This window comes from Bacillus sp. Hm123 (genome assembly GCF_051842975.2).
Taxonomy (GTDB): Bacteria; Bacillota; Bacilli; order Bacillales; family Domibacillaceae; genus Bacillus_CE.
Map to the genome: position 1 here is coordinate 1,261,279 of NZ_CM200277.1, position 16,846 is coordinate 1,278,124.

The following is a 16,846-nucleotide window of genomic DNA, read 5'->3' on the forward strand; positions in this document are numbered from 1 at the left end:
CAGCTTTTTTGTTGAAAAGATAAGGGAGCGTGACTCATCTTGAAGAATAGAGGAAATCTCTTGTATTATTTACTAGCACTATTTGTCATACTGTTAGATCAATGGACGAAGTGGCTAATTGTAAAAGGAATGAGCATTGGAGAAAGTGTGGAAGTGATCAAAGATGTTCTTTATATTACTTCTCACCGGAACCGTGGAGCTGCTTGGGGCATGCTTGAAGGTCAAATGTGGTTATTTTACATCATCACGGTTGTTGTCGTAATTGGAATCGTTTATTATATGCAGACTGAAGCGAAAAATAAACCGCTGATGCAAGGAGCACTCGCTTTTTTATTAGGAGGAGCAATCGGCAATTTTATCGACCGTATCTTTCGTCAAGAAGTGGTCGACTTTATTAATACGTATATTTTTAGTTATGATTTTCCGATTTTCAATATTGCCGATACAGCGTTAACAATGGGAGTGATCATGTTGATGATTGCGATGTTGATTGAAGAGCGGAAAGAAAAGGAGATGTCAAATGGAAAAGATGGAGCACAGCGTTCTTGAAGAGGAAAAGAATGCGAGAATAGATAAAGTAGTAGCTGGACTGAATGAAGAATGGTCACGTACACAGGTACAAGATTGGATTAAAGCAGGGCTAGTTCAAGTGAATCAACAAGCGGTGAAAGCCAATTATAAATGTACACCTGGTGATCAGCTAACCATTGAGATTCCTGCACCAGAGCCGCTCGATATTGAAGCGGAGGAAATGAATTTAGATGTTTATTATGAAGATGGGGATGTCCTTGTCGTTAACAAACCTCGAGGTATGGTTGTTCACCCGGCACCTGGACATGTAACGGGAACATTAGTGAACGGCTTGATGGCTCATTGTAAAGATTTATCGGGTATTAATGGTGTGATGCGCCCTGGAATTGTCCATCGAATTGATAAAGACACATCAGGATTATTAATGGTCGCTAAAAATGATTTAGCCCATGAAAAGCTCGTCCAACAACTCGTTGATAAGTCTGTGACAAGAAAATATAAAGCGATTGTGCATGGAATCATTCCTCATGATCACGGAACGATTGATGCGCCGATTGGACGTGATCAAAAGGATCGACAAAGCATGGCAGTCGTTGATGGAGGGAAGCAAGCTGTTACTCACTTTCAAGTGCTCGAACGATTTAAAGATTTTACGTTAGTGGAATGTGAGTTAGAAACAGGCCGAACGCATCAAATTCGTGTGCATATGAAATACATCGGCTACCCGCTAGCGGGCGATCCGAAATATGGACCGAAAAAAACGTTAGATATGGAAGGGCAAGCTCTTCATGCAGGTATTCTTGGCTTCGTTCATCCTCGAACGGAGGAATATTTGCAATTCGAAGCGCCGTTACCTCAGGAATTTGTAAATCTTCTCGACTTTTTAGCGAAAAATAATTGACAAACTCGAAAAGAAACGGTAAGCTGTTAACAGTTAAATAAGACCTTTAAAAAACAGTCCCGTGAGGCTGAGAAGGTATCGGATTGTAAGAATGACATAAGGATAAGTTTGTGTCTTTCTTATGCAAAATTTGACCTCTCACCTACATGGCGAGAGGTTTTTTGTGTGAGGAAATGCTCGAGAGGTGAGATCAAATGGAAAAAGCAGTAGTTATGGATCAACAGGCCATTCGTCGTGCTTTAACTAGAGTAGCTCATGAAATATTGGAGAAAAATAAAGGAATCGAAAATTGCATTCTCGTCGGTATTCGAACGAGAGGAATCTTTTTAGCGAAGCGTTTAGCTGATCGGATTAAGCAAATCGAAGGAGAAGAAATTCCTGTTGGTGACTTAGATATCACCCTTTACAGAGACGACTTGTCCGTTAAAACGGAGAGTAAAGACCCTGAAGTAAGAGGTTCTGACATTCCGACAGATATTACAAATAAAACGGTTATCTTAATAGATGATGTTCTTTATACAGGCAGAACGGTGAGAGCGGCTTTAGATGCTCTAATGGACATCGGCCGTCCATCACAAATTCAAATGGCAGTATTAGTCGATCGAGGGCATCGAGAGTTGCCAATTCGAGCAGACTTTATAGGAAAGAATATTCCTTCCGCTAGTAGCGAAAGAATTGTTGTGACTTTAGAAGAAGTAGATAATATAGATAAAGTAGTGATCCATGAATAAGTAACCTCTTTAATTGCTGTCCAGAGAGACTGGCAAAGAGAAACGAATGATCGAAACCTTTGATGAGAAATATACAAAAAAATGAATAAAGACCTTTTAATAATGTCCAGAGAGGCATTCAAGGGTAGAGAGACAAAAGGCGGTGTAGAACTGTGTGCACTTTTGTCTCTATGCAAAACACCCTTGAAAAAAAAAGGGTGTTTTTTTTGTGGAAATGGAGGCGGATCGACAATGATGCAAAATTTAGTTTCAATTAAAGGTATGCATAAAGATGAGATTTTGTTAATATTAATGCAAGCGGAAAAATTCGCTTCAGGGGAAAAATGGCATCCAGAAGAACAAACTTTCATCGCTAACTTGTTTTTTGAAGCAAGTACGCGGACGAAAACAAGCTTTGAAGTAGCAGAAAGAAAGCTTGGTCTTGAAGTCATTCCATTTGAAGCAGGAAGTTCAAGTGTGCTGAAAGGGGAAACGTTATACGATACCGTTCGCACGCTTGAATCAATCGGTGTCGATGCAGTGGTGATCCGCCATGAAGAAGAGGCATACTATGAACAATTAATAAACAAGGTGAACATCCCGGTCGTGAATGCTGGTGATGGCTGCGGACAACATCCGACCCAATGTCTACTCGATTTATTCACAATCCAACAAGAATTTGGTCGCTTTGAAGGCTTGAAAGTAGGGATTGTTGGAGACGTTCGTCATAGCCGAGTGGCAAGATCGAATGCAGAGGCATTAAGGAAGCTAGGAGCTGAAGTTCGCTTCTCAGGTCCATCAGAGTGGTTTGAACAGGAGTATTTAGAAGCAGGACAATTTACAGAATTAGATCAACTAATCGAAGAAGTAGATGTCCTTATGTTGCTTAGAATTCAACACGAGCGCCATGGAAGTGAATCATCGATGACAAAAGAACAATATCATCAAATGTATGGCTTAACGGTCGAGCGTGAGCGAAGAATGAAGCCAGGAAGTATCATTATGCACCCAGCTCCGGTGAATCGCGATGTAGAAATTGCAGATTGTCTTGTCGAGTGTGAACGCTCTAGAATTTTTAAACAAATGGAAAATGGTATGTACGTCAGAATGGCTGTGTTAAAACAAGTGTTAGAAGGGAGAATGTCAAATGAACTGGCTAATCAAAAATGGAAATATTCTTACTGATAATGGAGAAATGATCCAACAAGATATTCGTATTCAAGAGGGGAAAATCGCAGAGATGGGTGATCAACTCCCAACAAACGGTGAGACTGTATTTGAGGCGGACGGTCAATTAATTGTTCCAGGATTGATCGACTTACATGTTCATTTGCGTGAACCAGGCGGCGAGCATAAAGAAACGATTGAAACGGGCACATTAGCCGCAGCAAAAGGTGGATTTACAACGATTGCACCGATGCCTAATACTCGTCCAGTACCGGATACAGTGGAGCATTTAACCGCTTTAAATAACCGAATTGAAGAAACGGCTCATGTTCGAGTTCTTCCGTACGCATCGATTACGATTCGAGAAGCAGGTAAAGAGCTAACGGATTTTAACGGATTAAAACAAGCAGGTGCCTTCGCTTTTACCGACGATGGTGTTGGGGTACAAGAAGCAGGTATGATGTATGAAGCGATGAAACAAGCAGCCGCAATTGATGCAGCAGTTGTAGCCCATTGTGAAGACAACTCACTGATCTATGGTGGCGCTGTTCATGAGGGAACCTTTGCTGAAAAGCATAATATTCCTGGTATCCCATCGATATGTGAATCCGTACATATTGCAAGGGATGTCTTACTAGCAGAAGCAGCCGATTGCCATTATCACGTTTGTCATATTAGTACAAAGGAATCGGTAAGAACGGTGAGAGATGCGAAAAAAGCCGGCATTAAAGTGACAGCGGAAGTAACACCACATCACTTATTACTGTGCGATGAAGATATTCCTGAAATCGATACAAACTATAAAATGAACCCACCGCTAAGAGGAAAAGCGGATCAACAAGCTTTATTAGAAGGACTGTTCGATGGCACGATTGATTTTATCGCGACGGATCATGCACCTCATACAGCAGAGGAAAAAGCAGCGAAAATCCAATCCGCTCCATTTGGGATTGTTGGTCTAGAAACAGCGTTCCCGCTACTATATACAAACTTAGTAAAGAAAGAGATTATCAGTTTAAAGCAGTTAGTCGATTGGATGACGATCAAGCCAGCAGAAGCATTTGACCTGCCATATGGCAAGTTAGCAGTTGGAGCTGTAGCGGACTTAGCGATTATCGATTTAACAACTGAAAAAGAAATTAACCCAGATGAATTTGCATCCAAGGGAAAAAATACACCATTTACTGGTTGGGCATGTAACGGTTGGCCGACAGCGACATTTTTAGAAGGAAAAATGGTTTGGCAGGAAGGAAAGGTGCAAGCATGAAAAAACAATTAATCTTAGAAGATGGAACCATTTTTATCGGGAAAGGCTTCGGAAGCGATCAAGATACGACTGGAGAAATTGTCTTTACAACAGGAATGACTGGCTATCAAGAAGTGCTTTCTGATCCTTCTTATTGTGGACAAATTGTCACATTCACTTACCCGTTAGTTGGGAATTATGGAATTAATCGCGATGATTTCGAAACGATTCATCCAGCAGTGAAAGGATTAATTGTGAAAGAAGCAGCGGATTCTCCATCTAACTTCCGCAGTGAAATCACGCTAGATGCCTACTTGAAAATGAAAGCTATCCCGGCTATCGCTGGTATTGATACAAGAAAATTGACAAGAATTATTCGTCAATACGGTACATTAAAAGGTGCGATCGTTTCAATAGAAAAAAATGCACAAGACGTCATTCATCAACTACAGGCAACTGTGTTCTCGACGAACCAAGTCGCTCAAGTGTCAACGAAATCAGCTTATCCTAGTCCAGGACGTGGCTACCGCGTCGTATTGATGGATTTTGGTATGAAGCACGGCATTTTACGCGAACTTAACAAGCGTGATTGTGATGTGATCGTCGTGCCGCATGATACAACGGCAGAAGAGATCCTTCAATTTAACCCAGATGGAATTATGCTCTCTAACGGACCTGGAGACCCTAAAAGCGTGCCGCATGCAATTGAAACGATTAAAGCATTAATCGGAAAAGTACCAATCTTCGGAATTTGCTTAGGTCATCAGCTGTTCGCTCTAGCGTCAGGTGCGGATACATTCAAGCTAAAATTCGGTCACCGTGGATCGAACCATCCGGTGAAGGATTTAGAAACAGGAAAAACAGCGTTAACTTCTCAAAACCATGGCTATGCCGTAAGCGAAGAGTCGATTGCTCAAACCGAATTAAAAATTACTCACATTGCGTTAAATGACGGAACGGTTGAAGGTTTAGCTCATAAAGAATTCCCAGCCTTCTCTGTTCAATATCATCCAGAAGCATCTCCGGGACCAGAAGATGATAACCAACTATTTGACCGATTTATCAACATGATGAAAGCAAACGCAGGAAAGGAGCTTCAAAATGCCTAAACGTACAGATATTAAAAGCATTTTAGTTATCGGATCTGGCCCGATTGTGATCGGCCAAGCAGCAGAATTTGATTATGCCGGCACACAAGCGTGTCTTGCTCTTAAAGAGGAAGGATATCGAGTCATTTTAGTTAACTCCAATCCAGCGACGATCATGACGGATACGGAAATTGCAGATGCCGTTTATATTGAACCAATCACACTTGAATTTGTCAGCCGCATCATTCAAAAAGAACGTCCAGATGCTGTTTTACCAACATTAGGTGGGCAAACAGGTTTAAATATGGCTGTTGAACTGGCGAAAGCTGGCGTGCTTGAAGAGTATGGAGTGGAAGTGTTAGGGACGAAATTATCAGCGATTGAGCAAGCAGAGGATCGTGACTTGTTCCGCCAGCTGATGAACGAGCTGAGTGAACCCGTTCCTGAAAGTGAGATCATTCATACACTTGAAGAAGCGTATGCGTTTGTTGAAGAAATCGGCTATCCGGTTATCGTTCGTCCAGCTTATACGCTTGGAGGAACAGGCGGAGGTATTTGTACGAACGAAGAAGAGCTGATCGAAATCGTAACGAGCGGATTGAAATACAGCCCAGTAACGCAGTGCCTATTAGAAAAAAGTATCGCTGGTTATAAAGAAATCGAATATGAAGTCATGCGTGATTCGAACGATAACGCAATCGTCGTTTGTAACATGGAGAACATCGATCCAGTTGGTATCCATACGGGAGACTCGATCGTTGTGGCACCTAGCCAAACGTTAAGTGATCGTGAATATCAAATGCTACGAAATTGCTCATTGAAAATTATTCGTGCCCTTGGGATCGAAGGTGGATGTAACGTTCAGTTAGCGCTTGATCCACATAGCTTCCAATACTATATTATCGAGGTTAACCCACGTGTAAGCCGTTCATCTGCTTTAGCATCGAAAGCAACAGGCTATCCAATCGCGAAGCTTGCGGCTAAGATTGCCGTTGGTTTAACACTAGATGAAATGAAAAACCCGGTGACTGGAAAAACTTACGCTTGCTTTGAGCCAGCACTTGACTATATCGTCTCTAAAATTCCAAGATGGCCATTTGACAAGTTTGAATCAGCTAACCGTACACTAGGTACGCAAATGAAAGCGACTGGAGAAGTGATGGCGATTGGCCGTACACTTGAAGAATCTTTACTAAAAGCGGTTCGTTCACTTGAAAGTGGCGTCTATCATCTTGAACTTGATGAAATTAAAGAGATGGATGAGGCGATCATCGAAAAACGCATTAGAAAAGCAGGGGATGAGCGTCTCTTCTATATCGGTGAAGCGCTACGTCGCGGAGTAACAATCGAAACGATTCATGAATGGAGCGAAATCGACCTCTTCTTCTTACAAAAGTTCGCTAATATTGTCGCGTTTGAAAAAGACGTGCAAGCACAGCCGTTTAACGCAGAAGTAGCAAAGACAGCGAAAGAAATGGGCTTTGCAGATTGTACAATTGCGAAATTATGGGCGACTAGCGAGAAGGAAGTGTACGACTGGCGAAAAGAAAACGGCATCGTACCAGTCTTCAAAATGGTTGACACTTGTGCGGCAGAATTCGAATCTGCTACACCATATTATTACGGGACGTATGAAGAAGAAAATGAATCGATTGTCACTGATCGTAAAAGTATCATCGTTCTAGGCTCTGGACCAATTCGTATCGGTCAAGGGGTAGAATTCGATTATGCAACAGTACACTCGGTTTGGGCGATTAAAGAAGCAGGCTATGAAGCGATCATCGTCAATAATAACCCAGAAACCGTTTCAACTGACTTTAGTATCTCTGACAAATTATACTTTGAGCCGCTGACAGTGGAAGACGTGATGCACATCATCGATTTAGAGCAGCCAGAAGGTGTTGTCGTACAATTCGGTGGTCAAACGGCGATTAACTTGGCAGAAAAATTAGTAGAGCACGGCGTGAAAATTTTAGGCACAAGCCTTGAAGATTTAGATCGTGCGGAAAATCGTGATAAGTTTGAGCAAACGTTGCAAACACTTGGCATCCCACAACCGCTTGGAAAAACAGCCTTTTCAGTAGAAACAGCGGTGAAGATTGCTGATGAGATCGGCTATCCGGTACTTGTTCGTCCGTCTTACGTACTAGGTGGACGCGCGATGGAAATCGTCTATAAAGAAGCGGAACTATTGCAATACATGGAGAACGCAGTAAAAATAAATCCAGATCATCCAGTGCTCATTGACCGCTACTTAACAGGAAAAGAAATCGAAGTAGATGCGATTTCTGACGGAACAGACGTTGTCATCCCAGGAATTATGGAGCATATCGAACGTGCGGGTGTTCACTCAGGTGACTCAATCGCCGTTTATCCTCCACAGCAATTGACGCAAGATCAAAAGGATAAAATCATTGATTATACGATCAAGCTAGCAAAAGGCTTGAACATTATCGGGTTATTAAATATCCAGTATGTTGTATCAAAAGGCGATGTGTTCGTCCTTGAGGTGAACCCACGCTCAAGCCGTACCGTTCCATTTTTAAGTAAAATTACGAATGTCCCAATGGCGAACTTAGCAACGAAAGCGATCCTTGGTCATTCATTGAAAGAAATGGGGTACTCGACTGGACTCGTGAAAGAAGAAAAAGGAGTATTCGTAAAAGTTCCTGTCTTCTCATTCGCGAAGCTGCGTCGTGTTGACACAACACTCGGCCCTGAAATGAAATCAACGGGTGAAGTGATGGGGAAAGATGCTACTTTAGCGAAGGCTCTTTATAAAGGGTTAGTGGCTTCAGGAATTAAAATCCCGACAAAAGGAGCTGTCTTAATGACAGTAGCCGATAAGGATAAAGAAGAAGCATTGGCACTAGCAAAGAGATTCCACAACATTGGCTACCGACTATTAGCGACACAAGGAACAGCCCAATCGTTAAGCGAAGCAAACATTCCTGTTGAAGTGGTATCGAAAATTGGAGCTAAAGGACCAGATATGCTCGACATTATCCGCTCTGGTCAAGCACAATTCGTCATCAATACATTAACAAAAGGAAAGCAACCAGCTCGTGATGGCTTCCGTATTCGTCGAGAAACAGTAGAAAACGGCATTCCTTGCTTAACTTCATTAGATACAGCGGAAGCGATCTTACTTGTACTTGAATCGATGATCTTCTCTGCTGAAGCGATGCCAAAACCTGAAAATTCACCTGAAACTGAGGCGGTGCTTTCATGATCAAGAAAGAACTAATGACGGTTTTGTCCCAAGAAAAGATTGCTAAAAATATTTACGAGCTCACTCTTCAAGGTGAGCTTGTGAAGGAGATGAACGAACCAGGTCGGTTCGTTCATCTTAAAGTAAATAGTCAAATGATGCCGCTATTAAGACGCCCAATCTCGATTGCTAACATCGATCAAGAGAAACAACAGTTTACGATGATTTATCGTGCAGAAGGAGACGGGACGAAATTATTAGCGGAGAAAGCGGCAGGGGATGCAGTTGATGTGCTTGGTCCGCTTGGACATGGATTTCCGTTAGAAGAAGCGACAGCCGGTGAAACAGCTATTTTAGTCGGAGGCGGTATTGGAGTGCCACCTTTGTACGAACTATCTCAACGATTAAACGCTCACGGAGTGAAAACGATTCATGTACTTGGCTTCCAAGATAAGGACGCTGCCTTTTATATGGACAAGTTCTCTCAACTAGGCGACACGTATGCCGCGACAGTGGATGGCTCACTCGGTACGAAAGGCTTTGTTACAGATGTGATTAAGCAACACGATTTGAAGGCAGATATTTTATATTCTTGCGGTCCGATTCCGATGCTAAAAGCATTAGAAGCGATGCAGCTAACGAAAAAAGGATTCATCTCATTAGAAGAACGGATGGGTTGCGGAATTGGCGCTTGCTTTGCTTGCGTTTGCCATACACAAAATGATCCAACAGGTGCGGAATACCGCAAAGTATGTAGTGATGGTCCAGTATTTCCTATCGGGGAGGTGGCTTTATGAGTCGATTGAATATAGAACTTCCAGGATTAACATTAAAAAATCCAGTCATGCCAGCTTCAGGTTGCTTCGGTTTCGGTCGTGAATATAGCCAGCTTTATGATTTAAGTGAGCTGGGAGCGATCATGATTAAAGCGACGACAGAGGAGCCGCGCTTTGGAAACCCGACACCAAGAGTGGCCGAAACACCAGCAGGGATGCTGAATGCCATCGGTTTACAAAATCCAGGGTTAGAAAAGGTCATCGAGAATGAACTTGCTTGGTTGTCCCAATACGATGTGCCCATTATTGCGAACGTAGCTGGTTCTCAAGTAGATGACTACGTCGAAGTAGCGAAAAATATTTCGAAAGTGGACAATGTCCATGCATTAGAGTTAAACATCTCTTGTCCGAACGTAAAAACAGGCGGCATCGCTTTCGGAACGATTCCTGAAACAGCGAAAGAGCTAACGAAAAAAGTGAAAGAAGTGTCAGAGGTTCCTGTTTATGTGAAGCTATCTCCAAATGTAACGAACATTGTTGAAATGGCGAAAGCGGTAGAAGACGGTGGAGCCGATGGATTAACGATGATTAACACATTGATCGGTATGCGAATAGATATTAAAACAGGCAAGCCAATTATCGCGAACCGAACAGGTGGCTTATCAGGTCCAGCGATTAAACCGGTAGCGATTCGCATGGTCTATGAAGTAAGCCAGCAGACGAATCTCCCAATCATTGGAATGGGCGGGATTTCAACGGTAGAAGATATTATCGAATTTTTCTATGCAGGTGCGGATGCCGTAGCGATCGGAACAGCTAATTTCGTAGATCCATTTATCTGTCCAAATTTAATTGCAGAGCTAGATCAATTTTTACAAGTAAACAACATCGATCATATTAGTGAATTAACGGGAAGGAGCTGGAGTGAAAGTGGAAAGAGAACCTATTATTGCTCTTGATTTCCCAACTTGGCGAGAAACTGAAGCCTTTTTACAGCCGTTTGAAGGTGAATCATTATTTGTCAAAGTAGGAATGGAGCTTTACTTACAAAATGGACCTTCAATCGTTGAGCAGTTAAAAAAGATGAATCATCGTATCTTTTTAGACTTGAAGCTTCATGACATTCCTAACACGGTTCAGCACGCGATGAAAGGGTTAGCTAATCTTGGAGTGGACATGATTAATGTCCATGCAGCAGGCGGTCAAAAAATGATGGCAGCGGCTCGGGAAGGCTTAGAGCAAGGAACGAACGGTCAACGTCCAATTTTACTTGCCGTGACGCAATTGACGTCCACGTCAGAAGAACAAATGCAAACAGAACAGCTGATACCGGTTTCTTTAGAAGAATCGGTGCTTCATTATGCCAAATTAACAAAAGCTGCTGGCTGTGACGGAGTCGTTTGCTCTGTTCATGAAGCCGCAAAAATTAGTGAAGTATGCGGGACGGAGTTTTTAAAAGTGACACCAGGTATTCGCATGAAGGATGATGACGCGAATGACCAAAAACGGGTGGCTGATCCGCAAATGGCGAGAACACTCGGTTCATCAATGATCGTCGTTGGTCGCTCGATTACGAAGGCTGATCAACCGCTTGAAGCTTATCAAAAAGTAAAACAGCTCTGGGGAGGAATGTAACATGTTAAATAAACAAATTGCAGAACAATTATTAGAAATTAAGGCGGTATTTTTGCAGCCGAATGAGCCGTTTACATGGTCTTCAGGCATTCAATCGCCCATTTACTGCGATAATCGTTTAACGCTATCTTACCCAGAAGTGAGAAAGACGATCGCTAAGGGACTTGTGTCATTGATTCAAGAGCATTATCCAGAAGCGCAATTGATTGCAGGAACGGCGACAGCTGGTATTCCTCATGCGGCTTGGGTGAGCGATGAAATGGATCTCCCAATGTGCTATGTGCGCTCTAAAGCAAAGGGACATGGAAAAGGTAATCAAATCGAAGGAAAAGCGGAGCAGGGAACGAAAGTCGTCGTAGTTGAAGACTTAATCTCTACTGGTGGAAGTGCGGTAACGGCTGTTGAGGCTTTGCGTGAAGCAGGCTGTGAAGTGCTCGGAATCGTGTCAATCTTTACATATGAATTAGAAGCTGGCAAAGAAAAGTTAGCCGCTACTAACGTCTCTTCTCACAGTTTAAGTGAATACTCTACTTTAATCAAAGTCGCGGCAGAGAAACAATATGTACAAGAAAGCGACCTTGAAACATTGCGTAAGTGGCAGGAAAACCCTGGCGACTGGCGTTAATAGGGAATAAAAAGTGTCTTCTTTTTAGGAAAACAAGAGGCTGCTCAGAAAATCAGTTTTCATGACTTTCTGAGCAGCCTCATTCCTTGGTATTAAGTTATATAATATTTTTTTCTTTTAGAAACTTTTTGAAGAGTAGTGCGCCATATTCATAAGTCATATCATCTTCTTTAATGTTAGACTGATTGATCAACAGACCAAAATCCTCATATTTTTGATAGTGCTCCTCATCTTTCACTTTAAAAAATACAGCCTCTAAATCATACCCATCTTCATAATATCCTACATTTAAATGGTATTTTTCATCAAATTTCATCACTTCACTACTTAACTCCTTAAAAACTGATTACAATGATCATGTAGCCCCAGCCATTAGTCTATTTCGTACTTTTCATCTTTAACACTAAGTCTTCATTCGGTGTGACGTAGACGGTTTGTTGATTATCGTAAATAACAAAGCCCGGTTTGGCGCCGTTCGGCTTTTTGACGTGTCTCACTTTTGTGAAGTCGACTGGGACAGAACTAGAAGCTTTTGCTTTACTAAAATAGGCAGCGAGGTTCGCCGCTTCCAAAATTGTTTGCTCGGACGGTTCTTCGCTACGGATGAGGACATGGGAGCCAGGGATGTCTTTCGTGTGCAGCCAAATTTCATCGCGGCGAGCGAACTTATTCGTTAAATAATCATTTTGTTTATTATTTTTGCCGACAAATAGCAAAGTGCCGTCACTGGCAGTAAACGTTTCAATGTCAGGTTTTTTATTGGCGGGCTTTTTCTTTTTTGTCGCTTTTAATTTAATATATCCTTCCTCAGCTAGTTCTTCTCGTATTTCTTCAATGTCTTTTGGCGAAGCGGATTCAAGTTGTTGGAGCAAGTTATCGAAATAAAGGATTTCTTCGTTTGTTTTGTCAATTTGCTCCTTTACAACTAAGATGGCATTTTTCGCTTTTTGATATTTAGAGAAATATTTCTGCGCATTTTCCGAAGGGATTTTTCTCGGATCGAGTGCAATCGTTATTTTTCCACCTTCTTCATCGTAGTAGTTAACGACTTCAATTTCTGTCATTCCTTTTTCCACCGCATATAAATGAGCAGTTAGCAGCTCTCCCATCAGCTGAAACTGATCGGCATTTTCGGCTTCTTGAAGCGTGCGTTGTAGCTTCCCTAATTTTGTTTCGTTTTTCTCTTTTTCATTTTTAATGAATCGTTCGAGATCATTCGCTTGCTGTTTCACTCGATCGCGTGCCGCTTTGCCGACATAGTAACGATCGAGCAATTCACTCAAGGTAGCGAAGATTTTTCTTTCTCCTGCTAAATGACTCAAATCTTTCATATAAAAAAATGACTTTTGCTCCTGTTCAATGAACGTTGGCGTATATTGATGCTGCTTGATCGTGCTCATTTCGTTCACAAACGCATTTGGAAGCGTGTCGTGATTCGCCATGCCACATGTCGAAATAATTTCTTTCGCTATCAGCGGAGAGAGTCCAGCAAAGCTAGACACAAGCTGCCGGTCGAGACGACCGCTATTAAAGTCGATGTTTCGCAACACTTCTTCTGTATCGGCCTCTAATGGATTGGTTTTATGTTGTTCAGGAGGAGCGATGTACTCATATCCGGGCAAAATCGAACGATAGCTATTTACAGCTGCTGATATATGTTTAATGCTATCGATAATCGTTCCTTTTTGCTTGTCGACAAGGACAATATTGCTATGTCGTCCCATAATTTCGACAAATAGCTGTTTGTAAGATATATCTCCAATCTCATTTTTACCTTTGAACTCAAAAATGAGCAATCGATCGAGGCCTACTTGTTGAATATCCTCTAGTACCGCTCCTTCTAAATGTTTTCTCATCATCATACAAAAAAGTGGAGGCTCTTGCGGGTTTTCATAGGCTTCATTTGTAAGCTGAACGCGCGCATAGCTAGGATGGGCAGATAATAGTAGCTTATGGTTGCCTCCTTTAGCACGAATCACTAACACTGTTTCATTTTTGTATGGTTGATGAATTTTATTCACACGGCCACCTTGTAGCTGTTCTCGTAATTCTTTTGTAATTGCTCTTGTAAATAAACCGTCAAATGACATAGGCTGTCTTCCTTTTCTTCATATAAATTTCCTGCTTTCAAAAACTTATTCAAATCATATCATGTTTTTGCGTTTCACTGAATAATCTTGCTATGAGAAGGACAAGTTTGTTCGCTAAGGGGAGTGAGTAGATGAATTTTCATCAGCTGAAACAAGAGGAGGTTGAAAGCCAGCTTCAAACGAGCGTTCAGCGCGGATTAACAAAGGAAGAGGTGTCAAAAAGGAGGAAGCATTCGGGGTTTAATGAATTACAAGAGGCCAAGCTTCCTTCTGCTTGGCTTGTTTTCTTCCAGCAATTTAATGATTTTATGGTGTTTGTGTTAGTGGTGGCAACGGTTATATCAGCGATAATGGGTGAATATATTGATTCGATCGCGATCCTTGCGATTATTTTTATTAATGGGGTATTAGGTTTTTTACAAGAAAGAAAAGCAGAAAAGTCACTCCAAGCGTTGAAGGAATTATCTGCTCCACAAGCGCTTGTATTGAGAGATAACGAGTGGGTGAAAACCGCTTCTAAAGAAATTGTTCCAGGCGATATTTTGAAATTTTCCGCTGGCGATCGGATTGGAGCGGATGTGAGGCTTTTAGAAGCGGTCAATTTAGAAATTGAAGAATCGTCGATGACGGGAGAATCCGTACCTGTGGAGAAGCATGCGTCGCCAATGCAGGGAGAAGCGATCGCCCTTGCTGATTTGAAAAATATGGCGTTTATGGGGACGTTGATCACACGTGGAAATGGAGTCGGTGTGGTCACAGCTATTGGGATGAAAACAGCGATGGGGAATATTGCTGCGATGCTACAGCAAGCTGGAAAGACAGAAACGCCGTTGCAGCGCCGCTTAGAACAGCTTGGAAAATATTTAATTGTCGCCGCTCTCTTATTAACGATGCTAGTTGTTATTCTCGGAGTTTGGCAAGGGCATGAACTATATACGATGCTACTCGCAGGTGTGTCTTTAGCAGTCGCCGCGATTCCTGAAGGGTTGCCGGCCATTGTGACGGTGGCGTTGTCGTTAGGTGTTCAACGGATGATTAAACAAAAAGCAATTGTTAGGAAGTTATCTGCTGTTGAGACGTTAGGATGTACAACGATTATTTGTTCCGATAAAACAGGGACGATGACGCAAAATCAAATGACGGTCACCGATGTATGGAGTGGGGGAAAGCACTGGCTCATCAGTGGCAAGGGGTATGAACCTAAAGGGAAATTTTTTGAGGATCAGCGGGAAGTGCCAGCATCCTCTGAAAAAAGTTTGTATCAGTTGCTGACATTTGGATTGTTATGTAATCATGCGGAAATCAAAGAGAAGGAGAAAGAATATATCGTTCAAGGAGACCCAACGGAAGGTGCGTTAGTGACGGCGGCCTTAAAAGCAGGATTAAGCCGCAATCATCTTTCTTCTCAGTTCGTGATTGAAGAGGAGATTCCCTTCGATTCCACGAGAAAAATGATGACAGTCATTGTGAGAGATTCCAAAGGACAACGGTTTGCGGTAACGAAAGGAGCACCGGATGTATTAATGCGCCGTAGTCATTATATTTTATGGGAAGATCAAAAGCAGTTGTTGACAAAGGACTATCGTGAGCAAACAGAAGCTGCGATGGACTCATTAGCCTCTCGAGCGCTTCGGATGATTGCCATTGCCTATAAACCAATTTCTTCTGTAAACGGCAAAGGAACAGGTGTAGAAGATGGTCTAACATTTATCGGGCTACAAGGGATGATCGATCCTCCACGTAAAGAAGTAAAGCAAGCGATCACTGAATGCAAGCAAGCTGGAATTAAAACGGTGATGATCACGGGCGATCATGCTCAAACGGCTGCGGCGATTGCGGCTGATTTAGGCATCGCAAAAGAGGCATCGAAAATATTGGATGGACAGGCGCTAAGTCAAATGACAGATGTCGAGCTAGCGAAGGCAGCGGAAACGACGACCGTCTATGCAAGGGTTTCCCCAGAAGATAAATTAAAAATCGTCAAAGCGCTACAGAAAAATGGTCATATCGTAGCAATGACTGGTGATGGGGTCAATGATGCACCAGCTATTAAGGCGGCTGATATTGGGATATCGATGGGGATCACTGGCACAGACGTGGCAAAAGAGGCATCTTCTTTAGTGTTAGCAGATGATCATTTTGCGACGATTAAAGCAGCGGTCGAGGAAGGAAGAAGTATATATGAAAATATTCGTAAGTTTATTCGCTATTTATTAGCTTCGAATGTCGGGGAGATATTAGTGATGCTATTTGCGATGCTGTTAGCTCTTCCGCTCCCGCTAGTGCCAATTCAAATACTATGGGTTAATTTAGTGACCGATGGTTTACCTGCGTTAGCGCTAGGGATGGATCGATCAGAAGAAGATGTGATGAAACGGCCGCCAAGGCATCCGAAAGAAGGCGTGTTTGCTAGAGGGTTAGGATGGAAAATCATTTCTCGAGGATTTTTGATCGGGGCTGTGACATTAGCGGCTTTTATGATCACGTTAAACGAGCATCCGAATCATCTCGCTTATGCTCAAACAGTCGCCTTTGCTACGTTAGTGACGGCTCAGCTCATACATGTATTTGATTGCAGAAGCGAGCATTCCGTGTTAGCTAGAAATCCATTTGGAAATGTACATTTGATCGTCGCTGTTCTGTCGTCTTTTTTATTAATGGTCGCGGTTATTTATATGCCGAGCTTACAGCCGATTTTCCATACCGTGCCGTTACAAATGAGAGAATGGTTGCTGATCATCGGGATGTCAGCGATCCCAACATTTTTGTTAGCGGGTTCATTTTTTGCAAGAAAAAGCCGATGAAATATGGTACAATGAAAAAGGTAGTAGAGCAACCTCTATTGCCTTTTATTTTTTTGAATGGG

The 16,846-nt window shown here is 42.3% G+C and carries 14 protein-coding genes; 12 read left to right on the top strand and 2 right to left on the bottom strand.

Annotated features, from left to right (window positions below; translation table 11 throughout):
* Window positions 1-39 precede the first annotated feature (39 nt).
* The 11 genes from lspA (at window position 40) to pyrE (ending at window position 11,890) form a co-directional block, all read left to right on the top strand.
* Entirely contained in the window at window positions 40-549 is a 510-nt protein-coding gene (lspA, locus tag ACSVDJ_RS06600) for a signal peptidase II (RefSeq protein ID WP_439169298.1), read from the top strand.
* Window positions 521-1,432, top strand: coding sequence for an RluA family pseudouridine synthase (locus ACSVDJ_RS06605; RefSeq protein WP_439169297.1), 912 nt, complete (start codon window positions 521-523; stop codon window positions 1,430-1,432). Before lspA ends, ACSVDJ_RS06605 begins: the two co-directional genes overlap by 29 nt.
* Window positions 1,433-1,626: 194 nt before the next feature.
* Window positions 1,627-2,163 (top strand): bifunctional pyr operon transcriptional regulator/uracil phosphoribosyltransferase PyrR, encoded by a 537-nt coding sequence (gene pyrR / locus ACSVDJ_RS06610; protein ID WP_439169295.1) that lies wholly within the window; start codon window positions 1,627-1,629, stop codon window positions 2,161-2,163.
* A 234-nt stretch (window positions 2,164-2,397) separates the two neighbouring features.
* Window positions 2,398-3,327 carry an aspartate carbamoyltransferase catalytic subunit gene (locus ACSVDJ_RS06615; RefSeq protein WP_439169321.1) on the top strand — a complete coding sequence of 310 codons (930 nt, stop codon included), beginning with the start codon at window positions 2,398-2,400 and terminating at the stop codon, window positions 3,325-3,327.
* A complete protein-coding gene (gene pyrC, locus ACSVDJ_RS06620; protein WP_439169294.1) occupies window positions 3,290-4,576 on the top strand; it encodes a dihydroorotase in 1,287 nt (428 codons plus the stop codon). Before ACSVDJ_RS06615 ends, pyrC begins: the two co-directional genes overlap by 38 nt.
* Window positions 4,573-5,664, top strand: a complete 1,092-nt coding sequence (locus ACSVDJ_RS06625; RefSeq protein ID WP_439169293.1) for a carbamoyl phosphate synthase small subunit — start codon at window positions 4,573-4,575, stop codon at window positions 5,662-5,664. The genes pyrC and ACSVDJ_RS06625 overlap by 4 nt, the downstream gene beginning before the upstream one ends.
* The gene (gene carB, locus ACSVDJ_RS06630; protein WP_439169292.1) at window positions 5,657-8,875 is read left to right on the top strand and encodes a carbamoyl-phosphate synthase large subunit; all 3,219 of its coding nucleotides are present in this window, start codon (window positions 5,657-5,659) and stop codon (window positions 8,873-8,875) included. The genes ACSVDJ_RS06625 and carB overlap by 8 nt, the downstream gene beginning before the upstream one ends.
* The gene (locus tag ACSVDJ_RS06635) at window positions 8,872-9,651 is read left to right on the top strand and encodes a dihydroorotate dehydrogenase electron transfer subunit (protein ID WP_439169291.1); all 780 of its coding nucleotides are present in this window, start codon (window positions 8,872-8,874) and stop codon (window positions 9,649-9,651) included. The genes carB and ACSVDJ_RS06635 overlap by 4 nt, the downstream gene beginning before the upstream one ends.
* Complete coding sequence (locus ACSVDJ_RS06640) at window positions 9,648-10,589, top strand: dihydroorotate dehydrogenase (RefSeq protein WP_439169290.1); 942 nt, start codon at window positions 9,648-9,650, stop codon at window positions 10,587-10,589. Before ACSVDJ_RS06635 ends, ACSVDJ_RS06640 begins: the two co-directional genes overlap by 4 nt.
* Window positions 10,561-11,265, top strand: a complete 705-nt coding sequence (gene pyrF / locus ACSVDJ_RS06645) for an orotidine-5'-phosphate decarboxylase (protein WP_439169289.1) — start codon at window positions 10,561-10,563, stop codon at window positions 11,263-11,265. The genes ACSVDJ_RS06640 and pyrF overlap by 29 nt, the downstream gene beginning before the upstream one ends.
* 1 nt (window position 11,266) lies before the next feature.
* The gene (pyrE, locus tag ACSVDJ_RS06650) at window positions 11,267-11,890 is read left to right on the top strand and encodes an orotate phosphoribosyltransferase (RefSeq protein WP_439169288.1); all 624 of its coding nucleotides are present in this window, start codon (window positions 11,267-11,269) and stop codon (window positions 11,888-11,890) included.
* A gap of 97 nt (window positions 11,891-11,987) precedes the next feature.
* On the opposite strand, the gene ACSVDJ_RS06655 is transcribed toward pyrE, so the two are convergent.
* Window positions 11,988-12,206: a DUF3986 family protein gene (locus ACSVDJ_RS06655; protein WP_439169320.1), complete on the bottom strand. Its 219-nt coding sequence runs from the start codon at window positions 12,204-12,206 to the stop codon at window positions 11,988-11,990.
* A 61-nt stretch (window positions 12,207-12,267) separates the two neighbouring features.
* A complete protein-coding gene (locus ACSVDJ_RS06660; protein ID WP_439169287.1) occupies window positions 12,268-13,980 on the bottom strand; it encodes an Rqc2 family fibronectin-binding protein in 1,713 nt (570 codons plus the stop codon).
* A 131-nt stretch (window positions 13,981-14,111) separates the two neighbouring features.
* Here ACSVDJ_RS06660 and ACSVDJ_RS06665 point away from each other — a divergent pair, with 131 nt between their 5' ends.
* Window positions 14,112-16,784 (top strand): cation-translocating P-type ATPase, encoded by a 2,673-nt coding sequence (locus ACSVDJ_RS06665; protein WP_439169285.1) that lies wholly within the window; start codon window positions 14,112-14,114, stop codon window positions 16,782-16,784.
* Window positions 16,785-16,846: the final 62 nt, after the last annotated feature.